This window comes from Sulfitobacter maritimus, from assembly GCF_013346665.1.
In the GTDB taxonomy this organism is placed as follows: Bacteria; Pseudomonadota; Alphaproteobacteria; order Rhodobacterales; family Rhodobacteraceae; genus Sulfitobacter; species Sulfitobacter maritimus.
The window spans coordinates 672,998-697,265 of sequence record NZ_JABVBB010000021.1 but is presented as its reverse complement, the minus strand read 5'-3'; the positions used below and the strand labels follow the sequence as shown (position 1 = coordinate 697,265).

Sequence of the window (24,268 nt, the reverse complement as noted above, 5' to 3'; positions counted from 1 at the left end):
TTGATTGCCTTCACAAGGAAGGCAGCAAACCGCGCCAAGGATTTTCCATGACCGACCCCGCCAAAGGTTTCGCCGCCATCGTCGCGGCCTGTTGTATTTGGGGGCTGTCGTCTATCTTCTACAAATTGCTATCGCATGTGCCCGCGGCCGAGGTGCTGGCCCATCGCACCCTTTGGTCGCTGGTCTTTTTCCTGCTGGTTTTAGGGGTGCAGGGACGGTTGCGCATGATCTTTGAGGCCATGGCCGGCCCCCGCGCGTTAGGGCTAATGTTCGTGGCTGCGCTTATGATTGCGACGAATTGGTATCTGTTCATCTGGGCGGTGCAATCAGGTCAGGCCACAGAGGCGGCCTTGGGATATTATATTTTCCCTTTGGTCTCGGTCCTGCTGGGCCGTTTGGTGATGGGCGAGCAGCTCAACCGCGTGCAGTTGCTGGCTGTGGGGCTGGTGACGGTGGCGGTGTCGATATTGACCTATGGGCTTGGCACCGCCCCTTGGTTGGCGCTGGCACTGGCCGCGTCCTTTGGCCTGTATGGGCTGGTAAAGAAACGCATGGCGGTCGGGCCGGTCGTGTCGGTTACAGCAGAGGTGTTGCTGCTGTCGCCGGTTGCGCTGCTCGTTCTGTGGCAAACAAGTCACATCGGAGCAAGCGCTTTTGGCGCGTCCTTTCACGACAGCGCCTTGCTGATGCTGGCCGGGCCGATCACCGCGACACCGCTTATTCTGTTTAGCTACGCCGCACGGCGGCTGTCGATGGCCACGGCCGGGCTGGTGAGCTATCTCAATCCCACGTTGCAGTTTTTCTGCGCGGTGGTGCTGTTTCAAGAGCCATTCACAGGCTGGCATGTGCAGGCCTTCGCGCTGATCTGGTGCGCCTTGGCGTTCTATTCGGTGACCACTTTCCGTCAGGACAAGGCCCGCCGCAAGGCGGCCAGAGCGGCGTCGGCATCTGCCACCACGGTGACATAGTCCAGAAGGCTTGCTTCGGCAAAGCCGCGGTCTACGACATGGTGCAGAAGCGCCATGAAGGGGTCCCAATAACCATCTGTATTGACAAGAAAAATAGGTTTTTGGTGGAGGCTGAGCTGGCGCCATGTCAGCACTTCGAACAACTCATCCAAAGACCCCGCGCCACCGGGCAAAACCGCCACCGCGTCACAGTTCATGAACATTACCTTTTTGCGCTCATGCATCGTCTCGGTAACGATGTAGCGGGTCAGATCGACCTTGCCGACTTCCCAGGCTACCAGATGCGCCGGGATAACCCCAAAGGTATCGCCGCCCGCGTCCTGCGCGGCCCGCGCCACACTGCCCATCAGGCCAACGTCACCCGCGCCGTAGACCAGACGCATCCCAGCTTCGGCCAATCCGCGCCCCAAAGCTTCGGCGTCTTTGGTAAAGGCCGGGTTATCGCCGGGGCGTGAGCCGCAGTACACACAGACAGAATGTTGGACCATGGTAAGCTCCTGTTGGTTCAGAATAATTTTTCGCGGATCACTTTGCGCTTTTGACCCCTGTTAGCCTGCTTGCTAAAAAGGCTCAACCATAGGGGAACGGTGCGATGTTCAAGGGATTAGGCCACGCGGGCGGCAAGACGGCGATGGCGGCAGGGGCCGTTGCGGCGGCGGTGCTGGCGCTTGGGGTCTGGCTCGGCAGCAAGCGTGACGTTCCCGAGATGACCCAGACGGTTTCGCAACCGCGCGATAGCGACGGTTCTGAGACAGCGATGCTGGCGCAGGATGCGGTGCAGGGGGCCTCCGTCGGACCGGAAGGAACTGCTGCGACGGAACCGAAAGCAATTGAGCCGGAAGCCACCAAGCCGGAAGCCACCAAGCCGGAAGCCACCAAGCCGGAAGCTACTAAGCCGGAAACTACTGAGCCGGAAACTACTGAGCCGGAAGGAAGTGAGCTGGAAGCCGCTGAGCCGGAAGGACGTGAGACGGAAGCTACTGAGCCAGAAGCCACTAAGCCAGAAGCCGTTGGGCCGGAAGCCAGCAAGCCTGAAGCTACTGAGGCACAGACAACCGAAGCGACGCTTCCCCCCGCCTTTGACGAGGTGCGCCGCGATCCCGATGGGATGACCGTCATCGCAGGACGCGCCGCGCCCGGCAGCGTTGTCACAGTCTTGAAAGACGGCAAGGAGGTGGCTCGCGCCACCGCGGACGGGGCCGGGAAATTCGCAACTCTGGCGATGATTCCACCTGATGGGGAAGGCCATGTGCTGACCTTGATGGGGCAAGACGGCGATACGCAGATCGCGTCGGCAGAAGAGATTATCCTCGCACCAATTGCGGCCCCCATAGATACGGCCACCGCCGACACATCGACCCCAGTGCAGCCATCCGCTCCCACGGCAGAAACGCCGGATGCGCAGGAGGACGATGACATCGCCATCGCCGCGCTGAGCGACGAGCTTCGCGCCGAGCCAGCACCGCCAGTCAGCACGCCCACCACAAAAGAAGTCACAGCGCCAGAGCCTGACGGGGCTGCGGAACTGTCTGAGCCAACGTCGACCGTTGCGACCTTGGAAGAGAAAGTGCCTGCCGAGGATGGACCATTGGCCAGTACAACTGCGCCAGAGGTTGAAGCCAAGAGGGGCAGCGACGGGGACGCGCAGGCAGACATAGCCACGACAAATCAGACTACAGCGCCCGCCAGCACGGTCACGGCTGAGACGGACCCGGTGACGGAGAACCAAGCCGAAAAATCCCAAGGTTCGGTCGCTGAGACACCCTCGGCGGCAACAGAGGGAACAGAACCTGTCCCGTCGCCTTCAGGCACTGCGCCGTCCCAGCAGGACGCGCCTGCCGTTGAGACAGATACAACCACCAACACAGCAGAAGCCGATCCCGACATCCCCATAGATGACGTGCCGACATCGACCGCGCAGACCGCGACCACCCAAACCACGCCCCAAACCCCGGAGGCCGTGGCCGCAGCGCCTGCAAAACCCGACCCTGCCGCCCCCACAGGCGATACCCCCGACGTGACGACACCGCAAACCAGCGCCGACGTGGACGCCACAACCGTGCCCAGCAAGCCATCCGCGCCCGCCACCGCCCCGGTTGCCGTGCTTAAATCAACTGCCGAAGGGGTTGAGCGCATCGACACCGCCCCACCTCAGGTGATGACCAATGTCGCGCTCGATACCATCGGCTATTCAGATCAGGGCGATGTGCAACTGGCCGGTCGGGCGCAGCCGGAAACCCGCGAGGTGCGGGTCTATCTGAACAACGACGCGATCATCAGCCTGCCGGTCGACGCTCAGGGCCGGTGGCGCGGTGATCTGCCCAATGTCGACGAGGGCATCTACACCCTGCGCGTGGACGAACTGTCCGAAGGCGGTGATGTGACCAGCCGGGTCGAGACCCCTTTCAAACGTGAATCCCCTCAGACATTGGCGCAAGCCTCGGCAGGGCTCACCGGTCCTTTGGGCGTGGTCACGGTGCAAAAGGGCGATACCCTTTGGGCCATTTCGCGGGAGCGTTATGGGGATCCGTTCCTCTATGTGAAGGTCTTTGAGGCCAACAGCGACAACATCCGCGACCCCGATTTGATCTATCCCGGACAGGTGTTCGACCTGCCCGAGACCGCTCCGGCGGAGTGAGCCATAGGCTCCGTGCAGGGCGGCTGTGCAGGGCCGCCTACTGGCCACGGGCAGGTTGCTGGCCTATGTAGCCCGTAACCACATCAGGAAATTACATGCCAGCCGATACAGACCACACCCCCGTTCCCGAGGGCCGCAACAGGCGCGCCGCGAAAACGCCCAAGCCTGACCGCATCCCGACTGAGGCCGAAATGCTCGATGCCGCCGAACGACAGTCGGGCTTTTTGGTGCTGCGCAAGGTCGCGCCCTATCTCTGGCCAAAGGACATGCCTTGGGTCAAACGCCGGGTGATCTGGGCCTTGCTAGCGCTCTTGCTGTCAAAAATCGTGATCGTCGCCACGCCGTTTTTCTACCGCGACGCGGTGGATGCGCTGGCGGGCGAGGGCGCGCCGATGCTGGCACTTGGCGCGGTGGGGCTGACGGTGGCCTACGGCATGGCGCGGCTCATGGGTGTGGGCTTTCAACAGCTGCGCGATGCGGTCTTTGCCCGCGTGGGCCAGCGCGCCCTGCGGATGCTGGCGCTGGAGACCTTTCAGCACATTCACAAACTGTCGATGCGCTATCACATCACGCGCAAGACCGGCGGGCTAAGCCGGATCATTGAACGCGGGGTTAAAGGCGTCGACTTCCTGCTGCGCTTTTTGCTGTTCTCCATCGGGCCGCTGATCCTTGAGCTGATCTTGGTGGGCATCATCCTCGCCGTACTGTTCGACATTTGGTATCTGGCCGTGGTGGCTGTGACCATCGCGATCTACGTCTGGTTCACCTTTGCCGTGACCGAATGGCGCGTGCGCCTGCGCCGCAAGATGAACGACAGCGACACAGACGCGAACCAAAAGGCGATCGACAGTCTGCTGAACTACGAAACCGTCAAATATTTCGGCGCTGAGGGACGTGAGGCCGCACGCTATGACGCCGCAATGGCCGATTACGAAGATGCGGCGATCAAGACCAACCAGTCGCTGGCGATGCTCAACTTTGGTCAGGCGCTGATCATCACCGCAGGGCTGGTGGGGGTCATGGTCATGGCCGCGATGGGTGTGCAAAGTGGCGAATTAAGCGTCGGCGACTTCGTCATGGTGAACTCCTACATGATTCAACTGACCGTGCCGCTCAATTTCCTCGGCACGGTTTACCGCGAAATCAGGCAAGCTTTAGTGGATATGGGGCAGATGTTCGGCCTGCTCGAACAACCGGCAGAGATTGACGACAAGCCGAATGCGCCGGATCTCAAGGTCACTGGCGGCCATGTCACGCTTGAGAATGTGCGCTTTGCCTATGATACGGACCGTGAGATCCTCAAAGGCATCTCGCTGGAGGCGCGACCGGGGGAGACTGTGGCCATCGTCGGCTCGACCGGGTCGGGCAAGTCGACCATTGGGCGTTTGCTGTTCCGCTTCTATGACGTGGCGGGCGGGGCGCTCAAGATTGATGGGCAAGACATCCGCGACGTGACCCAACACTCGCTGCATCTGGCCATTGGCGTGGTGCCGCAGGACACGGTGCTGTTTAACGACACCATCGGCTACAACATCGCCTATGGCCGTGATGGGGCGACGCAGGAAGAGGTCGAGAACGCGGCTCGCGCGGCGCAAATCCACGATTTCATCATGTCGTTGCCGCAGGGCTATGACACCACCGTGGGCGAACGCGGGTTGAAACTGTCGGGCGGGGAAAAACAACGCGTCGGCATCGCCCGCACCTTGCTGAAAGACCCGCCGATCCTGCTGCTGGACGAGGCGACCAGCGCGCTCGACAGTGAGACCGAGTATGAAATCCAAGACGCGCTGCGCCGGGCTGGGCAGGGGCGCACGGTCATCACCATCGCGCACCGCCTGTCGACCATCGCAGAAGCCGACCGGATCGTTGTGCTGGAAAAAGGTGAAATCATCGAGCAGGGCAGCCATGAAGCGCTGATCGCCCAAGGGGGGCGCTACGCCCAGTTGTGGCAGCGTCAGCAGGCCGAGGAAGAGGACGGATAAACCCTGATCCCCGCCTCTGTTGCCATTATGGTCGCAGGGGCGGGGCATCGCCACCCATCAAAAAGCGCGTCGTTCTGCTCTTGCGCCACGGCCCTTGGCGCATGATATCTACGGCCATGACCGATCTCAGCCCCAGCACCCCATCCTCCGCCCGCCGCCGCGTTGCCCGCATTGTCGAAAGCACGGCGGTTCAGAATTTCATTCTCGGCGTGATTTTGTTCAATGCCATAATCTTGGGGTTGGAAACCTCCGACGCGGTGATGGCGCAGGCCGGGCCGCTGATCCTTGTGCTGGACCGGATCTGCCTTGCGATTTTCGTCGTTGAGATTGCGTTGAAACTCTATGGCCGCGGCACGCATTTTTTCCGCAACGGCTGGAATCTCTTTGATTTCGTGATCGTCGGCATTGCGCTCATCCCGGCTACGCAAAGCCTCAGCGTGTTGCGCGCCCTGCGTATCCTGCGATTGTTGCGCGTGGTTTCTGTCGCCCCTTCGCTGCGGCGCGTGGTTGAGGGGCTGGTCAACGCGCTGCCCGGTATGGGGTCGGTGTTTTTGCTGATGGGGGTGATTTTCTACATCGGCTCGGTCATGGCGACCAAGCTCTTCGGCGGCGTCTTTCCCGATTGGTTCGGCACGCTGGGCCGGTCCGGTTATTCGCTGTTCCAAATCATGACACTGGAATCGTGGTCCATGGGCATCGTGCGCCCGGTGATGGAGGTCTATCCCTTTGCGTGGATGTTCTTTGTGCCGTTCATCGTGGTCACGACATTTGCTGTGGTGAACCTGCTCGTCGGCTTGATCGTGAACTCAATGCAGGACGCGCATCACGAGGAAAGCAATGAAAAGACGGACAATTACCGCGATGAGGTGTTGGCCCGTCTTAATGATCTGGAAAACCTGATCAAGGCGCAAAACACCCCGCCCAAACCCTAAAGGCCGGGCGGGGGCGCAAGGTCACTCTTCGCTGATCGCCTTGGCCGTCAGATTGTCCAACGCTTCGGTCATCTTTTCGATATATCCGGCATCTTCGGGCAGGCCATGCGCAGTCACCAATTTCTCGGGTGCTTCATAGGTCACATGCACGGCCCCTTGATCATCGGCATAGACCAAGACCCGCATGGGCAGGTCCAGCCCGACGGTCTGGGCATCTTGCATCGCAGGGGTGCCGAGCTTCGGGTTGCCAAAGATCAGCAGTTGCGTGGGGCGCAACTCCATCTCGGCTTTCTCGGCCCCGGCAGCGTGATCGACGCGGACAAAGACCTCGGCACCTGCGGCCTCTACAGCGCTTTCCAGCCGGTCCATCGTCGTGGCGACGTCATGCGGGGACATTTTCGCGACCAGTTCCTGCGCCCAAGTGGGCGCTCCGGCCAGCGTGACACCGGCGGCGACGATCATTGCTTTCATCATAGCGGATTTCCTCTTTCAAAACCTGTGGCAGAGCTAGCGCGAAACCCTGCCGCGCCAAGCCGTGTGGCGGGGTTTCGCCTTGCCCCGTATCTTCTCCGAATGGCTCATGCCCAAAGCCTCAGCGCCCCGCATCCCGGCCCTGCGGTTCGCGGGGTCTTGGCTTGGCTGGCCTTGCGCGATAAGAGGGACAAAACCAAGCCGGGGGCAGGGCGCGATGAGCGATACCGACAGTTTTATTGACGAAGTAAACGAAGAGGTCCGCCGCGACCGGCTTTATGGCTATCTGCGTCGCTATGGCTGGATCGCGATCTTGGCGGTGGTGCTTATCGTCGGAGCAGCAGCTTGGAACGAATACACCAAATCACAGGAGCGGGCCGAGGCCCAAGCCCTGGGGGATGCCATGTTGGCCGCGCTTGAAGCAGACGCCAGCAACGACCGCGCCGAAGCGCTGAGCACAGTCTCAGCCGTAGCGCCGGGGGCGCAGGCGGTGTTGAACTTCATGCGGGCCGATGCGCTGGCCGAAGCCGGAGAGATCGACGCGGCCGTCGCGCAGTTGGACGCAGTGGCCACCGATGGTGGGGTCGATCCGATCTACCGCCAGATGGCACAGTTCAAAGCCGTGACCCTTCAGGGCAAAAGCGTCCCCGTAGCCGAACGGCGTCAGTCACTGGAATCGCTGGCCCAACCCGGCGCGCCGCTGCGCCTTCTGGCCGAAGAGCAATTGGCCCTGATCGACATCAGCGAAGGCGCCCCCGAGAAAGCCATCGCACGCTACCAATCCATTCTTTCTGATGCAGAAACCAGCCCGGCCTTGCAACAACGCGCCCTTCAGGTGATTGTGGCCCTGGGCGAGGAACCGAGCCTGAACGGTGCCGAGGCCGAAGCCGCGCTTGAAGCCTCTGCGCCTCTGGGCGAGTGATAGGACGACAGATGCGCGACCGCTCGGCAAAAGGCCGGGCGTGACGGGTGTAAGAAGACAGAAAGTGAGCAGGGCCATGACGAAGCATCGCAAAACCGATTCCGGCACGCCGGGTCTGCGTGGTTTGAGCGTCGCGGGGGCCGTGGGTGCCGCGCTCTTGCTCAGCGCCTGTGCCGAGGAACAGGTCTATCTGCCCGGCAAACGTGAGGACATCCGGTCTGTTTTGCAAAATCCCGGCCCTGCGGATGCCACCATCGGTGAGACCGTCAGCGGTCCTGTCCCTGCAAACACCAGCCGCGCGATTGCTCTGGGGGCAACGGTGAACAACGCCAGTTGGACCCACAGCATCGGCACCACGCCCACGCGCATTGGCCACCCCGCGTTGCGCACGGCGCTTCAGCCTGTCTGGAGCGCTGAGATTGGGGAAGGCGACAGCCGCAAGCTCCGGATCACCGCCGATCCGGTCGTGGCCGCAGGCCGCGTCTTCACCCTCGATGCAGGCGCACAGGTCACAGCGACATCGACCTCTGGTCAAACACTGTGGAGCCGCGATCTGACCCCCGCCTCTGACCATCAGGGGCAGGCAACAGGCGGCGGCTTGGCCGTGGATGGCGACACGCTTTATGTCTCCGTAGGTTTTGGCGTATTGGCCGCGTTGGACGTGACCACCGGGGGCGTCCGCTGGACCCAAGACCTCAACGCCACAGGCTCCGGCACGCCAACCGTATCGGGCGATCTCGTCTATCTGACCGCCGGGGACGACACCGGCTGGGCGCTGCGCAAATCTGACGGGCGCATCCAGTGGCAGACCCAAGGCACCCCGAACATCAGCAACGTTCTTGGCGCGCCTGCGCCTGCTGTAACCAATGACCTTGCCATTTTCGCCTTCGGGTCTGGCGAGGTGCAGGCCACCTTCCGCAAAGGCGGATTGGCTCGTTGGTCCACTTCGGTTTTGGGCCGCCGTCCGGGCCGCGCGATGAGCTTTGTGGCCGATGTCACCAGCGGGCCGGTCGTGTCGGGCGATACGGTTTATGTAGGCAATTTCTCGGGCCGTTTGGCTGCGCTCGACGTCAACAGCGGGGAGCGCAAGTGGGTCGCACGCGATGGGGCGATTGGCCCGGTCTGGCCTGCGGGTGATTCCGTCTTTGCGGTGACTGACCTCAATGAACTCGTGCGGCTTGATGCCAGCACCGGCCGCCGCATCTGGGGCACCCCACTGCCGAATTTCGTCAAAGATAAGCCCAAGAAACAGTCCGAAGTCGTGGCGCATTACGGCCCGATCATTGCCGGGGGGCGCGTCATTGTCGCCTCGAACGACGGTGTTTTGCGCAGCTTTAACCCCACCACTGGCAGGCTCACTGGCACCACCCAAATCCCCGGCGGGGCAACCACCGCGCCGGTCGTGGCGGGTGGGACACTCTACGTCGTGTCCACCAAGGGGCAATTGCACGCTTTCCGTTAGGCCGCAAATAGGCTAAGGCGCGTGTCTGAACTGGTCCAACCGGGGCCCGGAGCCTGAATTATGTCCTTTACCCTCGCCATCGTGGGCCGCCCCAACGTCGGGAAATCCACGCTGTTTAACCGCCTCGTCGGCAAACGCCTTGCCTTGGTCGATGACCAACCCGGCGTGACCCGTGACTTGCGCGAAGGCGCGGCCAAACTGGCCGACCTGCGTTTCACCGTGATCGACACGGCCGGTCTCGAAGAAGTCACCGATGACAGTCTGCAGGGCCGCATGCGCCGCCTGACGGAACGTGCGGTTGATATGGCTGACATCTGCCTGTTCATGATCGACGCCCGCGTCGGCGTGACGCCCTCTGACATGGTCTTTGCCGAGATCCTGCGCAAGAAATCCGCACATGTGATCCTTGCGGGCAACAAGGCGGAGGGCAAAGCCGCTGATGCGGGGATGATCGAAGCCTATTCGCTGGGGCTGGGCGAGCCGATCCGCCTGTCCGCAGAGCATGGCGAAGGGTTGAACGACCTCTACACCATGCTGATGCCGCTGGCCGACGAATTCGAAGACCGCGCCGTGCAGGACGCGCCGGAAACGGATGTAGACCTGCCAGAAGATGATGCTGATCTTGAGGCTGAATCCATCCCGATGCCGACCCGCGCGAAGCCGCTGCAAGTCGCCGTGGTGGGCCGCCCGAATGCGGGCAAATCGACCTTGATCAACCAGATTTTGGGCGAGGACCGTTTGCTTACTGGCCCCGAAGCCGGGATCACCCGCGATGCGATCTCGCTGATGACCGAATGGGCCGGACCGGACGGTGAGCCGGTGCCGATGCGGATTTTTGACACCGCTGGCATGCGCAAAAAGGCCAAGGTGCAGGAGAAGTTGGAGAAACTCAGCGTCAGCGATGGCCTGCGTGCGGTAAAATTTGCCGAAGTGGTCGTGGTTTTGCTCGATGCCGAAATCCCGTTCGAGCAGCAAGACCTGCGCATCGCCGATCTGGCCGAACGTGAAGGCCGCGCGGTTGTTGTCGCGGTGAACAAATGGGACATCGAAGAGAACCGTCAGGAAAAGCTGCGCGATCTTAAGGAAAGCTTTGAGCGTCTGTTGCCACAGCTTCGCGGTGCGCCGCTGATCACCGTTTCCGCCAAGACGGGCAGGGGGCTCGACCGTCTGCAAGCCGCAATCATGCGGGCCTATGAGACATGGAACCGCCGCGTGACCACCGCGCAGCTCAACCGCTGGCTCTCGGGCATGATGGAAGCGCATCCGCCCCCCGCGCCGCAGGGCAAGCGGATCAAGCTGCGCTACATGACGCAAGCCAAGACGCGTCCGCCGGGTTTCGTGGTCATGTGCAGCCATCCAGACAAGGTGCCGGACAGCTATTCGCGTTATCTTGTCAATGGGTTACGGGTGGACTTTGACATGCCCGGCACGCCGATCCGCCTGTGGATGCGCGGCCAGTCGGATGCGAACCCCTACAAGAACCGCAAGAAAGCCGCGCCGTCAAAACTGCGCAAACACACCGCAGGACGCCGCAAAGACTGACTGGCGGGCCTAGCCCCGTCGAAACGCCCAAAGGGTGGGCAGCGCCAGCAGGATGCTGCCCCCGAGCGCGAGATAAGCGACACTCGGCGTCTCGCCCCAGTTGGTGACGACAACGCCCACGAGCCCCCAGATCACCGCAATGCCATAGCTTGGCGTGCGGCCCAAAGCGGTCTGAACGACCAATCCCACGGCAATCGCCAGCCCGACAAAGACCAGCGCCGCTGTCTGCCCCTCCAAATATCCATAGCCCGCTGCCAGCAGCGCCAGTGAGACGCAGGAAGCCGCAGAGAGCCAACCTGCGTAAAGGCCCACCGGGGCGGCGGCCCAAAGCGGGTCTTCGACCGGGGCGAGGAAGAGCGCGATAAGTGCTGTGATGAGCATGATCCAGATCAGCACGGCGGCCCAGACAGGGCTCATGACCGCGACCGCCAGCCATGTTGCGCCCACCGCCAGCGACAGACAGAGCGGCACGCGCATGTCGTGCCATTGCGCATCTCTTGGGGCGCGCAACAGGCCGTAGGCGAGGCCTACGATCAGCCACAGGTAAATCAGCCCCCAGATGGAAAAGGCATAGCCCGCGGGCTGCGCGGGTGGGTTGTCTTGGGGGATCGGGAATTGGTTTGGGTCAAAACCCGAAAAGCTGGGGACAAAGAAGGGAGAGATCGCAAAGGCGATGCTGAGCAATAAGGCAAGCGCTGCGATCAGGGTGCGGGATGATTTGGGCAAGCGGGGGCCTCGCGAAATTAACTGTTGCGGTACAGCTAATCCTAGGGCGCTTGCCCGCCACGGCAACCGAAGGCCAGCGCCTGCCCGTGGGTGGGCGATCCAAGGGCTGGGCCGTGTCACTTTATGGTTCAGCCATGGAGTGACTTCGCAAGTCTCACCCGGCCTCATCAAATCGCCAAGCCGTCCGAGGGGGCAGGCGATGGTCCGGCGCCTACGGCTTGATTCCGGGCAGCGGTGGCAATTTAGACCTGTGAGGGTGCTGGCGAGCCTCAATATGTTCTGGCACGTCTTTTGCGTGACGGAACGGGAAGGCGATGAGCCCGGCGCCTGTGGCGCGGAAACGGGCTAGTGGTTGTCTCCCTCTTAGGCGAGAACGCCCTCGGCGGTCAGGGTCGTCTTCCCGCCCAGATACGGCCCCAGCACCTCCGGCAGCTTCACCGACCCATCCGCCTGCTGGCCATTCTCCAACACTGCGATCAAGCACCGCCCGACGGCCAAGCCTGAGCCGTTCAGCGTATGCACGAACTGCGGCTTGCCGCCGCCCTCAGGCTTGAAACGCGCATTCATGCGCCGCGCTTGGAAGTCCCCGGTGGTCGAAACCGACGAAATCTCACGATAAGAATTCTGCCCCGGCACCCAAGCCTCAATGTCATAGGTGCGCCGTGCGCCAAAGCCCATGTCGCCGGTGCAGAGGATCACCGTGCGGTAAGGCACGCCGAGTTTTTCCAATATGCCTTCCGCACAGCCCACCATGCGCTGCTGCTCGGCGTCGCTTTCGTCGGGATGGGTGATCGAGACCATCTCGACCTTCTCAAACTGATGCTGGCGCAGCATTCCGGCAGTATCGCGCCCCGCGCTGCCGGCCTCGGACCGGAAACAAAGCGTATGCGCGGTCAGGCGGATCGGCAGGGCGCTTTGCTCCAATGTCTCGCCCGCCACCGAATAGGTCAGCGGCACCTCGGAGGTCGGCACCAGCCACCAGCCATTGGTGGTCTGATAGCTGTCGTCACCGAACTTTGGCAGCTTATCGGTGCCATACATTGCCTCATCTCGCACCAATACGGGCGAGTTGACTTCCGTCAGACCGTTCTCATCAACGTGGGTGTCCACCATGAACTGCGCCAGCGCCCGATGGACCCGCGCCACGGCACCTTTCAGCATGACGAAACGGGCGCCAGAGGTCTTGGCAGCAGTCTCGAAATCCATGCCAGTTTTGACGCCCTTGATCTCGTAATGCTCCACCGGGGTGAAATCAAAGCTGGGTTTGTCGCCCCAAACTTTCACTTCGACGTTATCATCCTCGCTCGCACCCTGCGGCACATCGTCCGCCGGATTGTTGGGGATGCGCGCAAGCATGTCGTTTAGCTGCGCGTCCAACTCCTGCGCCTCGGCCTGCATCGCGGCGACTTCGGCCTTCTTGTCGCTGACCAGCGCCCGCAGACGCTCGAATTCGGCTTCATCGCCTTTGGCCTTGGCCGCGCCGACCTCTTTGCTGGCCTTGTTTTGCTCGGCTTTCGCAGTCTCGGCGGCGGCGATTTTGGCGCGGCGGGCGGCATCAAGCGACAGCACGGCTTCGGACATTGCAGCCTCTCCTCGGCGGGCCAAAGCGGCGTCGAAAACCTCGGGATTGTCGCGGATGGCGCGGATGTCGTGCATGGTCTGTCCTCGGGATCAGGTGAGTCGGTTTGGCGGCGTTATGCCTTAAAGTGCTGCGCGGGGGTAGGGGCCGCAACCCTGCGGCGATCCGGCTCAGGTTTGGGCCGTATGTCCCATAGGCTTTCCACCTTGCACCCCGCTGCCACCGCGCATAGGTTCTGGCCAAATTCTCAAGGCCGTTTTGCGGCCCAATACCCATCGAAAAGGACGACCCCCATGGAAGGCATCCAGCAATTTGTGCCGCTGATCCTGATCTTCGCGATCATGTATTTTCTGCTCATCCGCCCACAGCAGAAGAAGGCAAAAGAACATCAAGCCATGGTTGCCGGTCTGCGCCGGGGCGATCAGGTCGTCACCCAAGGGGGCATCATCGGCAAGGTTTCTAAGGTCAAAGACGATGGCGAGCTTGAGGTGGAAATCGCTGAGGGCGTGAAAATCCGCGTCGTGCAGGCCACCATCGCGACCGTTGTCTCCAAGACCGAACCGGCGAAATAAACCCTCCCCCGAGGCCGCAACCCAAAGGCGGAACCATGCTTCAGATTGATCTGTGGAAGCGGATTGCCATTGTCCTGACCTGTTTGGCGGGACTTTGGCTGGCGCTGCCCAATGCGTTTTACACCCCTGTCGAGCAGCACAATGATGCGGTCGCCGCGATCGAAGTGCAGGGCAGCACGCCCGAGCTTGAAGCGCAGCGCGCGCTTTGGCCCGAATGGATGCCCTCGGGGCTGGTGAACCTCGGCCTCGATTTGCGCGGCGGTGCGCATCTGCTGGCCGAAGTGCAACTGGCCGATGTCTATGAGAGCCGGATGGAAGCGCAGTGGCCTGAAGTGCGTGATGCGCTGCGCAGTCTGACCCCGGTGCGGCGCGAAGAAGCGCCGGCGGGCGAATTGCGCGTGCGGCTGAACGACCCGGACAAGATGGCCGAAGCCTTGGAGATCACCCGTGGTCTGGCGCGGCCCGTCACCACCCTTACCGGGGCAGGCGGCAGCGACATCAATGTCAGCGGAGCAAATGGCATTATCTCGATCACCCTGTCGGATGCAGAAAAGCAGGCGACGGACGAGCGCACCATGCAGCAAAGCTTGGAAATCGTGCGCCGCCGCATCGACGAAGTCGGCACCCGCGAGCCGACGATCCAGCGTCAAGGGGCGGACCGGATCTTGATTCAGGTGCCGGGTATCGGCTCGGCGGCTGAGCTGAAAGCGATCATCGGCACGACCGCGCAACTGACCTTTAACCCTGTGGTGAACCGTGGTTCGAACCAAAACGACAACCCCGGCATCGGCAATGCGATCCTGCCGTCGGCAGACGAAGAAGGCGTGTTCTACACGATTGAGACTGCTCCGGTCGTTACCGGCGAGCAGCTTGTCGACGCCCAGCCGAGCTTTGACCAGAACGGCGCGCCTGCTGTCTCCTTCCGTTTTGACACGAACGGCGCGCGCAAGTTTGGCGACTACACCGCCGAGAACATCGGCGCACCCTTTGCTATTGTGCTGGACGATGAAGTCATCAGCGCCCCCACCATCCAAAGCCACATCCCCGGCGGGTCGGGCATCATCACCGGGCGCTTCTCGGTCGAGGAAAGCACCAACCTCGCGGTGCTGCTGCGTGCCGGTGCTTTGCCTGCGGGGCTGAGCTTTGTCGAAGAACGCACGATCGGGCCGGAACTGGGCCAAGACAGCATTGACGCGGGTAAGATTGCGACAGCAGTGGCCTTCGCCGCGGTGCTGTTCTTCATGTGGGCGTCCTACGGGCTGTTTGGCTTTTTCGCCAATATCGCGCTGATCATCAACGTCGGCTTGATCTTTGGCCTGCTGAGCCTCATCGGCGCCACGCTGACCCTGCCGGGCATCGCGGGCATCGTGCTGACCGTCGGCATGGCGGTCGACGCCAACGTGCTCATCTTTGAGCGTATCCGCGAGGAACAGCGCAACGCCAAGGGTGCCGCTCGCGCGATCTCGCTGGGCTATGAACGCGCACTCAGCGCCATTCTGGATGCCAATATCACGACCTTCATTGTGGCGGTGATCCTCTTTGCGCTCGGCTCTGGCCCGGTACGCGGCTTTGCCGTGACGCTAGGGCTGGGCATCGTCACATCGGTCTTCACCGCCTATTTCGTCACCCGCTTGCTGGTGGTGATCTGGTTTGAACGCCGCCGTCCCAAGACAATCGAGGTTTGACATGCGACTGAAGCTGGTACCCGACAATACGAACTTCGATTTCTTCGGCTATGCGAAGATTACCTTTGGCCTCTCTGTTGTAGCGATGGTTCTGTCGCTGATCGTCTGGGGCGTGATGGGGCTGAACTTTGGCATCGACTTCCGGGGCGGCACCACGCTGCGGACCGAAGCGGCGCAGGCGGTGGATGTGGGCGCTTACCGCGACGCACTAGGCCCGCTTGAGCTAGGTGATGTGACCATTTCCGAGGTCTTTGATCCCAGTTTCCGCGATGATCAGCATGTGGCGATGATCCGGGTTCAAGCGCAAGAGGGGCAGGAAGCGGCGACCACAGATACCATCGAAGAAATCCAAACGGCGCTGCAGGCGGTCTCGCCGGACATCAAATTTACTTCGGTTGAATCCGTTGGCCCCAAAGTCTCGGGCGAGCTGATCCAAACGGCGTTCCTGGCCGTAGGTGGGGCGCTGGCCGCGATTTTGATCTACATCTGGCTGCGGTTCGAATGGCAGTTCTCGGTGGGCGCTGTGGTGGCGCTGTTCCACGACGTGGTGCTGACCATTGGTTTGTTCTCGCTGTTGCAAATCCGTTTCGATCTGCCGGTGGTGGCCGCGATCCTGACCATCATTGGCTATTCGATTAACGACACCGTAGTGATCTTTGACCGCCTGCGCGAGAACCTGCGCAAATACAAAAAACGGCCTTTGCGCGATGTGATGAACCTCTCGGTGAACGAAACGCTGAGCCGCACGCTGATGACATCCGGCACCACGTTGCTGGCGCTGATCGCCCTGCTGATCCTTGGCGGTGACGTGATCCGGGCCTTTGTTTTCGCCATCACTTGGGGCGTCGTGGTGGGGACTTATTCCTCGGTCTATGTGGCGAAGAACGTGGTTCTCTACCTCGGCGTGAAACGCGACTGGTCCAAGCCGGATGCAGGCGCGGGCACTCAATTCGCCAATATTGACGCCTGATGGTTATGCCTTGGCCCCGGTTTCGGCTGGGGCCAAAGCCGCCCCCCTGTTTGCCCGCCCCACACTGCGCTAAGCTGGTCGCGTCGCTTTGTAGCGGAAAGGACATCACATGCGTTTGAACGAAATCACCTACACCGACGCCAAACCGATTGACGGCTACGGCCCCGGTTTCTTTCGCATCGACGGCGAGGTCGTTCATGGGCCGCAGGTCATCGGCCCGGACGGGATCACCGGCTGGGGCGGGCTTGCCGATGCCGCGCCGGTTCTGGCGCTGGCGGGGAAGGTCGATGTGGTCTTTCTCGGCACCGGGGCAGAGGTCGCGCATATCCCCGACGATCTGCGCGAGACCATAGAGGAGGCTGGTCTGGGGGTTGAGGTCATGTCCTCCCCCGCCGCCTGTCGCACATATAACATCCTGCTGAGCGAGGGGCGGCGGATCGCGCTGGCCCTGTTGCCGGTCTGAGGCCGCAATGGCCGCAGCCCTTGAGGTGAGCAATCTGAGCGTTGCGCGTGGCGGGGTGCCGGTGCTGTCCGATGTGTCATTCACCTTGGCGCCGGGCGAAGCGCTGGTCTTGCGTGGCCCAAACGGGGCCGGAAAAACGACATTGTTGCGCTGTATCGCTGGGCTGCAGCCCGCGCTCGCAGGCCGCATCGACGGGGCCGAGGATCGCATCGCCTATGCCGCCCACGCGGATGGGCTGAAAGCCATGCTGACCGTGCGCGAGAACCTGAGATTCTGGGCGCAAGTCTTTGGCCAGTCTGATATTTCTCCCGCGCTTGAGGGGTATGCCCTGCGCGACTTGGCGGATCGGCTGGCCGGGACGCTGTCCGCCGGGCAGAAACGCCGTTTGGGGCTGGCACGGCTCTTGGTGACGGGGCGGCCGATTTGGGTGTTGGACGAGCCGACAGTCTCGCTGGACGCGGAGGCTGTCGCGCTTTTTGGCGCGGTGCTGCGCGGTCATCTGGGAGCGGGCGGGGCGGCTGTGATGGCCACGCATATCGATCTGGGGCTGGAGGCACGCACCCTCGACATCCGCGCCTACCGTGCCGCCGAAGACGCCGATTTCGGTGCCAGTGACGCGGTCTTTCTATGACAGCGCTGTTGCTGCGTGATCTGCGCCTCGCACTGCGGGCAGGTGGGGGTTTTGGCCTCGGGCTCGCCTTTTTCCTGATTGTGACGATGCTGGTGCCTTTCAGCGTTGGGCCAGAGGCCGCGCTTTTACAGGCGATTGCGCCCGGTGTGCTGTGGCTCGGCGCGCTTCTGGCCTGTCTGTTGTCGCTCGACCGTTTGCTGGCGCTGGATCTTGAGGACGGCTCGCTCGAACTGCTGCTGACCGCGCCGCTGCCGCTCGAAGGGGCTTTGGCGGTGAAGGCTTTGGCGCATTGGCTCACAACTGGGCTGCCCTTGGTTCTGGCGGCGCCTTTCCTGGGCGTGATGCTGCAACTCGCGGCTCCCGGTCATCTGTGGCTCTTGACCTCACTGGCGCTTGGCACGCCAGCGCTTTCAGTGATTGGCATGTTCGGGGCGGCACTGACGGTGGGGATCAAACGCGGGGGATTGCTCCTATCGCTTTTGGTGCTGCCGCTTTATATCCCGACGCTGATTTTCGGGGCCGAGGTAGCGCGGCGGGGCAGCGCGGGGCTGGACCCGTCGACGCCGCTTTTGATGCTCGCGGGGCTGACGCTGGCGGTGGTGGCTTTGATGCCATTTGCCGCGGCAACGGTGCTGCGCATAGGCTTGCGATGACCCAACGAATTTGTGCATTGAGCACTATTAAACAGCGCGATAGGTAAAGCCCATGTCCCTTTGGCAATATGCAAATCCGGTCAAGTTCCTTGCGCTGTCGGCGCGGGTGCAGCCTGTGTTGTGGACGCTGGCGGCGGTCTTTACCTCTGTGGGCTTGCTTTGGGGTTTTTTCGGCACGCCCGATGACGCACGCCAAGGCAGCACGGTCAAGATTATCTACCTCCATGTGCCTTCCGCGCTGATGGCGATTAACGCATGGTTCATGATGCTTGTGGCCTCATTGATCTGGCTGATCCGGCGGCATCATGTCAGCGCGCTGGCGGCCAAGGCTGCGGCACCTGTCGGGCTGGTGATGACATTGATCGCGCTGGTGACTGGTGCGATCTGGGGCCAGCCGATGTGGGGGACATGGTGGGCTTGGGACCCGCGCTTGACCTCGTTCTTGATCCTGTTCCTCTTTTACCTTGGCTATATCGCGCTGTGGCAGGCGGTCGAAGACCCGGACACGGCGGCGGACCTGACCTCGGTGCTGTGCCTCGTAGGCTCGGTTTTTGCGGTGCTCTCGCGCTATGCGGTGCAATTCTGGAACCAGGGGCTGCATCAAGGCACGAGCATCCCGGTCGCCACGGGCAACCGCAGCGTGGCCGATGTGTTTTTCTATCCGCTGGTCATGGCGATGCTGGGCTTTGGTCTGCTGTTCTTGGCCTTGGTCGTTTACCGGACCGGAACCGAAATTCGCCTGCGTCGCACGTCAGCATTGCAGGCGCGGATGAACAGGAGAGCATGATGCCAGAGCTTGGGAAATACGCGGGCGAGGTGCTGTCGGCCTATGCGGTGTCTTTGCTGCTTTTGGCCGGGTTGGTGATTGTAACCCTATGGCGTGGCCGTGCGGCCCGCCGGGCGCTGGAAGAGACAGAAGCGGAGGCTGGACGTCGTGGCTAGGTTTTCTCCAATGATGATCGCACCGCCGGCGATCTTTGCGGCTTTTGTGATCCTCGCCGCCGTCGGCATGTACCGTGAAGACCCTGAAGGGCTGCCGTCGATGCTGGTGGGCAAACAAGCACCGTCCATGCCGCAGGACGCCTTGCCAGACTATCCAGCGGCCACCGACGACATGCTGCGCAGTGGTGAGATTTCAGTGGTGAACTTCTGGGCCAGCTGGTGCCCCCCTTGCCGTGCCGAGCATCCTAAGTTGCTGGAGATGCAGGCCGACGGGCTAAATATGATCGGTGTAAACTTCAAAGATACCGAAGGCAACGCGACACGCTATCTCGAAGACGAAAAGAGCCCCTTTGCGGGCGTCGGTTTCGACCCGCAGGGCCGTGTCGCGATTGATTGGGGGGTGACCGCCCCGCCAGAGACTTTCATCGTTGACGGGGACGGTACGGTGCTGTTCCGATTTGCCGGACCACTGGTGGGCAGCGACTATGAACAGCGGTTTTTACCTGCTTTAGAAGACGCGCTTAACCGCTGATCTTCTGCGCAAATTCGACCAGTCGTTTGGTCTGATAGGCCACGGATTTCTTGCCGGTCTCGTCCAGCGGGCCGGGCTGGCAGGAATAGCCGTATGGGTTGCCGCCATCCTCAAACTTGACGCCATCGGCATAGCCGGGTGCCACAATGATCGCGCCCCAGTGCATGGCGGTGACATAGATCGACTGGATCGTCGTTTCCTGCCCGCCGTGGGGGTTCTGTGCCGAGGTGGTTGCAGTGATCGCCTTGTTCGCCAGCGCACCCGATTGCCACTTACCGCCCAAGGTGTCGACAAAGGCGCGGAATTGGCTGGCAGGAACGCCAAAACGGGTCGGGACGGAGATGAAATAGCCATCGGCCCATTCCATGTCGTCCGGAGTGGCTTCGGGGATGTCCTTCATCTTTTCCAACTGCTCGCGCCAAGCATCCTGACCATCGACGACTTCACGGGGCGCGGTCTCCGCACAGCGGCGCAGACGGACCTCTGCTCCTGCCTTCTCGGCTTCTTCTGCGGCGTGCAGGGCGATGCCGTGGTTCGTGCCATAGGTCGAGTAGAAAAGTACCAAAATCTTGGTCGGCATAATGCGTCCTTTCGTTGTGGGTCTCTGGTCCAATCCCCCGGATGGGTTGGTGGTTCCGGGCAACGTCAAATTCGTCAGACCGTATAGCGCTGCGCCCAAGCGTCGAGCCTTGCGATAAAGGCTGCATCGCTCAGCGCGTCAAGTGTTTGGCCTTCAGGCGCGTCAAATCCCGGCAGCGGGGCCAGCGCGATGCGCAGGCGGCGGATTTGCTCGGGGTAGGGCGCGACACGGCGCGCCAGTTCGACAAGCCCACCCGGCAAACGGCGTGCCGGGTCTTCGGCGCTGTAGTAGAGCGCGAATTGCATGGCGTTAAGATTGGCGACCAGATCGGCAAGGGCGGGCAGCATGACATTGTTCATCTCATCACTGCCTGCATCGAACATAGGCGCTTTGGTCAGCAGGCCACGTCCCTGTGCCACGGTGGTGGTGGTGGACAGCACAAAGCTGACCGAGAGGGTCAGAATCACCATGCCATTGACCCCCGCCAGCACCGACAGGATCAGCCATAACGGGCTTTCCGTTTCCAACGGTCCGCCGCCCAAGGTCGACAGCAAGTGACCGACAAAGGCAAAGTCACGCGCAAAACCGGCCGGGGCTTCGGTCTCGCTAATAACGACGGCTCGGTCGGCCATCTGAAAGACCAAGGTCCAACCGAGCGAGACAAGGGTGATCCAGGTGAAGGCGATGCCGGTCATCACCACTGGGCCGGCCAACCGATGTCTCGCGTCGCCTTCGGGCATGACACGGGTGAACAGGCGCCAGAGGACCCGCGCCACCGTCTGCGACAGCGGGGCCACGGGGGCAGCGCCAATGGCGGTGTAAAGGAAATCTAGCAATACGAAGATTAGAATCGTAGCACCGATGATTCCGAATAGGATTTGAAAGATCATGCGCTACGGCCCTCGGCACTGTTTGGCCGGTCAGAGCGGCTCTTGCAGGTGCAACACTTCGACGACTGAGCGGGTTCCCGCAGGGCTGGAACGGGGCCATTAGATGCGAAAAGGGCGGCCCTGATGAGGCCGCCCTTCGGTTGTGTTATGCTGGAATTTCCTGCCGTTTAGGCCGATTTGGCCAGATTGCGCAGCACGTAGTGCAGCACGCCGCCGTGTTCGATGTATTCGATCTCAATCGCGGTATCGATGCGGCACTTCAGGGTGATTTCCTTGTTGCTGCCATCCGCCATTGTGATCGTGCAAGGCACTTCCTGCAGCGGCTTGATCGTGTCGAGACCACTGATCGAGACGGTCTCATCCCCAGTCAGACCCAGCGATTTGCGGGTGTCGCCGCCGGTGAACTCAAACGGGATGACGCCCATGCCAACGAGGTTGGAGCGGTGGATGCGCTCAAAACTCTCAGCGATCACGGCCTTCACGCCCAAGAGCGCTGTACCTTTGGCCGCCCAGTCACGCGAGGAGCCCGCGCCATACTGCTCACCCCCGAAGATGACCAGTGGGGTGCCGTTCTCCTGATGCGCCATGGCAGCATCAAAGATCGAGGTCTGCTGACCGTCTGGGCCTTTGGTGTAGCCACCCTCAACGCCGTCCAGCATCTCGTTCTTGATGCGGATGTTGGCGAAAGTGCCGCGCATCATGACTTCATGGTTACCACGACGCGAACCGTAGGAGTTGAACTCCCGCACCGGCACCTGACGTTCGATCAGGTACTGACCCGCAGGCGTGGTTTCCTTAAAAGAGCCAGCTGGCGAGATGTGGTCGGTGGTGATCATGTCACCCAGCACCGCCAGCACTTTCGCGCCTTCGATGTTGGAGATCGTGCCCGGCTCTGGCGACATGCCTTGGAAGTAGGGCGGGTTCTGAACGTAGGTCGACTGCGGCGGCCAGTCGTAGGTCTTGCTGTCGGTGGTTTCCACCGCCTGCCACTTCTCGTCGCCTTTGAAGACGTCGGCGTATTTCTCTTGGAAGGCTTCACGCGTCACGGTCTGTTCGACCAGATCAGCGATCTCCTGCGTGGAGGGCCAGATGTCTTTCAGGTAGACGTCATTGCCGTTCTTGTCCTGACCCAGCGGGCTGTTTGCCAGATCGACGTTCATGTCACCCACCAGCGCATAGGCCACCACGAGAGGCGGGGAGGCGAGGTAGTTGGCACGGACGTCAGGGCTGATGCGGCCTTCGAAGTTACGGTTGCCCGACAGGACCGACGTGCCGATCAGGTCATAGTCGTTGATCGCCTTGGAAATCGCAGGCTCCAGCGGGCCGGAGTTGCCGATACAGGTGGTGCAACCGTAGCCCACGAGGTTGAAGCCAATCGCGTCGAGGTCTTCTTGCAGGCCAGCGGCCTCAAGATAGTGCGACACGACCTGCGAACCCGGTGCCAGCGAGGTTTTGACCCAAGGCTTACGGGTCAGACCCAGCTCACGCGCCTTGCGTGCCACTAGGCCCGCGCCGATCATTACATAGGGGTTCGACGTGTTGGTGCAGGAGGTGATCGAGGCGATCACGATGGAGCCGTCGTGCAACTGGTAGTGACCATCGTCGGTCTGCACATAGCCGCGCGCGTGGTGGCCTTCGTCGCCGGGGATGTGCTGCGGCTCGGGCTGACCGCCTTCGCCTTCCCAACGGATTTCGGAGTTGGCCGAAGTGTCTTTGCCTTCGCGGATGCCTTTGACATATTCGGCAAAGGCGGTGTGTGCCTTGTCCAGCGCGATGTAGTCCTGCGGGCGTTTCGGGCCGGAAATCGCAGGGACGATGCTGCCCATGTCGAGGCTCAGCGTGTCGGTGTAAACCGGCGCGTAATCCGCCCCGCGCCACATGCCGTTTTCCTGCGCATAGGCTTTGACCAGCGCGACGCGGTCCTTGTCGCGGCCAGTGTTGGTTAGGTAACGCAGGGTTTCGTCGTCGATCGGGAAGAAGCCACAGGTTGCGCCATATTCAGGCGCCATGTTGGCGATGGTAGCACGGTCCGCCAAGGGCAGGTGGTCTAGGCCGTCGCCGTAGAATTCCACGAATTTGCCAACAACGCCCTTCTCGCGCAGCATTTCCACGACTTTCAGCACGAGGTCGGTGCCGGTGGTGCCTTCGACCATACGGCCTGTCAGCTCAAAGCCCACTACCTCGGGGATCAGCATGGAGATCGGCTGGCCCAGCATTGCGGCTTCGGCCTCAATCCCGCCAACACCCCAGCCAAGAACGGCAGCGCCGTTGACCATGGTGGTGTGGCTGTCGGTGCCGACCAGCGTATCGGGGTAGGCGACTTCCTCGCCGTTCTGGTCCTTGTCGGTCCAGACGGTCTGGCTCAGATACTCAAGGTTCACTTGGTGGCAGATGCCGGTGCCGGGCGGGACAACGCGGAAGTTGTTAAACGCCTTTTGACCCCACTTAAGGAAGGTATAGCGTTCGATGTTACGCTCATACTCGCGGTCCACGTTCATCTGGAAGGCACGCGGGTTGCCGAATTCGTCGATCATCACCGAGTGGTCAATCACGAGATCGACGGGGTTCAACGGGTTGATCTTGTCAGCATCGCCACCAAGCGCCACCAGACCATCGCGCATCGCGGCGAGGTCAACCACAGCGGGCACGCCGGTGAAGTCTTGCATCAGCACGCGGGCGGGGCGATAGGCGATCTCGCGCGGATACTTGCCACCCTTGGTCGCCCATTCGGCAAATGCCTTAATGTCGTCGGTGGTGACGGTCTTGCCGTCCTCAAAACGCAGCATGTTCTCCAGCACGACCTTCAACGCGGCGGGCAGTTTGGAGAAATCACCCAGACCAGCCGCTTCGGCAGCGGGAATGGAGTAATAGGCAACATTCTGGCTGCCAACGGAAAGCGTCTTGCGGGTCTTGGCACTGTCGTGACCGACTTGGATCGTCATGGCGGGCTCCCTCCGGGGGTTGATGGGTGGCGAAGTTGACGCCTCAATGCCACTATAGGCGCAGCGGTTCAACTGTTACCGATTGGTTCTGGCTGGCATGTATACCATTGTGTACCGTTTTTGAAGCGGTTTTGATGGCTTTGCTGCACAAACCGAGAAAAGGGCGTCTCGCGGTGTTTCAACAAA

23 protein-coding genes are annotated in these 24,268 nt (G+C 61.6%); 16 read left to right on the top strand and 7 right to left on the bottom strand.

Annotation, left to right across the window (positions count from 1 at the left end; genetic code table 11):
* Nucleotides 1-47: 47 nt before the first annotated feature.
* Nucleotides 48-968: an EamA family transporter RarD gene (rarD, locus tag HTT03_RS05385; RefSeq protein ID WP_174858820.1), complete on the top strand. Its 921-nt coding sequence runs from the start codon at nucleotides 48-50 to the stop codon at nucleotides 966-968.
* Here rarD and HTT03_RS05380 read toward each other — a convergent pair.
* Nucleotides 905-1,456 carry an LOG family protein gene (locus tag HTT03_RS05380; protein ID WP_174858819.1) on the bottom strand — a complete coding sequence of 184 codons (552 nt, stop codon included), beginning with the start codon at nucleotides 1,454-1,456 and terminating at the stop codon, nucleotides 905-907. The genes rarD and HTT03_RS05380 overlap by 64 nt on opposite strands.
* A gap of 104 nt (nucleotides 1,457-1,560) precedes the next feature.
* Between HTT03_RS05380 and HTT03_RS18550 the strand changes: the two genes are divergently transcribed.
* The 3 genes from HTT03_RS18550 to HTT03_RS05365 all read left to right on the top strand — a co-directional run bounded on the left by HTT03_RS18550 (nucleotide 1,561) and on the right by HTT03_RS05365 (nucleotide 6,520).
* On the top strand, nucleotides 1,561-3,606 hold the full coding sequence (locus tag HTT03_RS18550) for a LysM peptidoglycan-binding domain-containing protein (protein ID WP_246253351.1): 2,046 nt from the start codon (nucleotides 1,561-1,563) through the stop codon (nucleotides 3,604-3,606).
* 95 nt (nucleotides 3,607-3,701) lie between these two features.
* Nucleotides 3,702-5,588 (top strand): ABCB family ABC transporter ATP-binding protein/permease, encoded by a 1,887-nt coding sequence (locus HTT03_RS05370; protein WP_425506290.1) that lies wholly within the window; start codon nucleotides 3,702-3,704, stop codon nucleotides 5,586-5,588.
* Nucleotides 5,589-5,689: 101 nt separating this feature from the next.
* Nucleotides 5,690-6,520, top strand: a complete 831-nt coding sequence (locus tag HTT03_RS05365; protein WP_246253350.1) for an ion transporter — start codon at nucleotides 5,690-5,692, stop codon at nucleotides 6,518-6,520.
* A gap of 21 nt (nucleotides 6,521-6,541) precedes the next feature.
* Here HTT03_RS05365 and HTT03_RS05360 read toward each other — a convergent pair whose 3' ends face one another.
* A complete protein-coding gene (locus tag HTT03_RS05360) occupies nucleotides 6,542-6,991 on the bottom strand; it encodes a DUF302 domain-containing protein (RefSeq protein ID WP_425506300.1) in 450 nt (149 codons plus the stop codon).
* A 217-nt stretch (nucleotides 6,992-7,208) separates the two neighbouring features.
* On the opposite strand from HTT03_RS05360, the gene HTT03_RS05355 reads away from it, so the two are divergent.
* The 3 genes from HTT03_RS05355 to der all read left to right on the top strand — a co-directional run bounded on the left by HTT03_RS05355 (nucleotide 7,209) and on the right by der (nucleotide 10,917).
* Nucleotides 7,209-7,913, top strand: coding sequence for a hypothetical protein (locus tag HTT03_RS05355; protein WP_174858817.1), 705 nt, complete (start codon nucleotides 7,209-7,211; stop codon nucleotides 7,911-7,913).
* A gap of 76 nt (nucleotides 7,914-7,989) precedes the next feature.
* Nucleotides 7,990-9,375, top strand: a complete 1,386-nt coding sequence (locus HTT03_RS05350; RefSeq protein ID WP_174858816.1) for a PQQ-like beta-propeller repeat protein — start codon at nucleotides 7,990-7,992, stop codon at nucleotides 9,373-9,375.
* Between the two features lie 60 nt (nucleotides 9,376-9,435).
* On the top strand, nucleotides 9,436-10,917 hold the full coding sequence (der, locus tag HTT03_RS05345) for a ribosome biogenesis GTPase Der (protein ID WP_174858815.1): 1,482 nt from the start codon (nucleotides 9,436-9,438) through the stop codon (nucleotides 10,915-10,917).
* Between the two features lie 9 nt (nucleotides 10,918-10,926).
* Here the strand turns inward: der and HTT03_RS05340 are convergent, their stop codons facing one another.
* Entirely contained in the window at nucleotides 10,927-11,643 is a 717-nt protein-coding gene (locus HTT03_RS05340) for a hypothetical protein (RefSeq protein ID WP_174858814.1), read from the bottom strand.
* Nucleotides 11,644-12,006: 363 nt separating this feature from the next.
* Nucleotides 12,007-13,299 carry a serine--tRNA ligase gene (gene serS, locus HTT03_RS05335; protein WP_174858813.1) on the bottom strand — a complete coding sequence of 431 codons (1,293 nt, stop codon included), beginning with the start codon at nucleotides 13,297-13,299 and terminating at the stop codon, nucleotides 12,007-12,009.
* 216 nt (nucleotides 13,300-13,515) lie between these two features.
* On the opposite strand from serS, the gene yajC reads away from it, so the two are divergent.
* From yajC to HTT03_RS05290, 9 genes are all read left to right on the top strand, one after another.
* Complete coding sequence (yajC, locus tag HTT03_RS05330) at nucleotides 13,516-13,794, top strand: preprotein translocase subunit YajC (RefSeq protein ID WP_067627241.1); 279 nt, start codon at nucleotides 13,516-13,518, stop codon at nucleotides 13,792-13,794.
* 35 nt (nucleotides 13,795-13,829) lie between these two features.
* A complete protein-coding gene (gene secD, locus HTT03_RS05325) occupies nucleotides 13,830-15,479 on the top strand; it encodes a protein translocase subunit SecD (RefSeq protein WP_174858812.1) in 1,650 nt (549 codons plus the stop codon).
* A gap of 1 nt (nucleotide 15,480) precedes the next feature.
* Nucleotides 15,481-16,449, top strand: coding sequence for a protein translocase subunit SecF (secF, locus tag HTT03_RS05320; protein ID WP_174858811.1), 969 nt, complete (start codon nucleotides 15,481-15,483; stop codon nucleotides 16,447-16,449).
* A 109-nt stretch (nucleotides 16,450-16,558) separates the two neighbouring features.
* Nucleotides 16,559-16,912 carry an Mth938-like domain-containing protein gene (locus tag HTT03_RS05315; protein ID WP_174858810.1) on the top strand — a complete coding sequence of 118 codons (354 nt, stop codon included), beginning with the start codon at nucleotides 16,559-16,561 and terminating at the stop codon, nucleotides 16,910-16,912.
* A gap of 7 nt (nucleotides 16,913-16,919) precedes the next feature.
* A complete protein-coding gene (gene ccmA / locus HTT03_RS05310; protein ID WP_174858809.1) occupies nucleotides 16,920-17,543 on the top strand; it encodes a heme ABC exporter ATP-binding protein CcmA in 624 nt (207 codons plus the stop codon).
* Nucleotides 17,540-18,196, top strand: a complete 657-nt coding sequence (ccmB, locus tag HTT03_RS05305) for a heme exporter protein CcmB (RefSeq protein WP_174858808.1) — start codon at nucleotides 17,540-17,542, stop codon at nucleotides 18,194-18,196. The genes ccmA and ccmB overlap by 4 nt, the downstream gene beginning before the upstream one ends.
* Before the next feature lie 52 nt (nucleotides 18,197-18,248).
* Nucleotides 18,249-18,983: a heme ABC transporter permease CcmC gene (ccmC, locus tag HTT03_RS05300; protein WP_174858807.1), complete on the top strand. Its 735-nt coding sequence runs from the start codon at nucleotides 18,249-18,251 to the stop codon at nucleotides 18,981-18,983.
* Nucleotides 18,983-19,138, top strand: a complete 156-nt coding sequence (gene ccmD, locus HTT03_RS05295) for a heme exporter protein CcmD (RefSeq protein WP_425506289.1) — start codon at nucleotides 18,983-18,985, stop codon at nucleotides 19,136-19,138. Before ccmC ends, ccmD begins: the two co-directional genes overlap by 1 nt.
* Nucleotides 19,139-19,151: 13 nt before the next feature.
* The gene (locus HTT03_RS05290) at nucleotides 19,152-19,670 is read left to right on the top strand and encodes a DsbE family thiol:disulfide interchange protein (RefSeq protein WP_174858993.1); all 519 of its coding nucleotides are present in this window, start codon (nucleotides 19,152-19,154) and stop codon (nucleotides 19,668-19,670) included.
* Here the strand turns inward: HTT03_RS05290 and HTT03_RS05285 are convergent.
* The 3 genes from HTT03_RS05285 to acnA form a co-directional block, all read right to left on the bottom strand.
* A complete protein-coding gene (locus HTT03_RS05285; RefSeq protein ID WP_174858805.1) occupies nucleotides 19,660-20,250 on the bottom strand; it encodes an NAD(P)H-dependent oxidoreductase in 591 nt (196 codons plus the stop codon). The two genes, HTT03_RS05290 and HTT03_RS05285, sit on opposite strands and share 11 nt — an antisense overlap.
* A 74-nt stretch (nucleotides 20,251-20,324) precedes the next feature.
* Nucleotides 20,325-21,140, bottom strand: coding sequence for a hypothetical protein (locus tag HTT03_RS05280; RefSeq protein WP_174858804.1), 816 nt, complete (start codon nucleotides 21,138-21,140; stop codon nucleotides 20,325-20,327).
* 167 nt (nucleotides 21,141-21,307) lie between these two features.
* Nucleotides 21,308-24,082 (bottom strand): aconitate hydratase AcnA, encoded by a 2,775-nt coding sequence (gene acnA, locus HTT03_RS05275; RefSeq protein WP_174858803.1) that lies wholly within the window; start codon nucleotides 24,080-24,082, stop codon nucleotides 21,308-21,310.
* Nucleotides 24,083-24,268 lie beyond the last annotated feature (186 nt).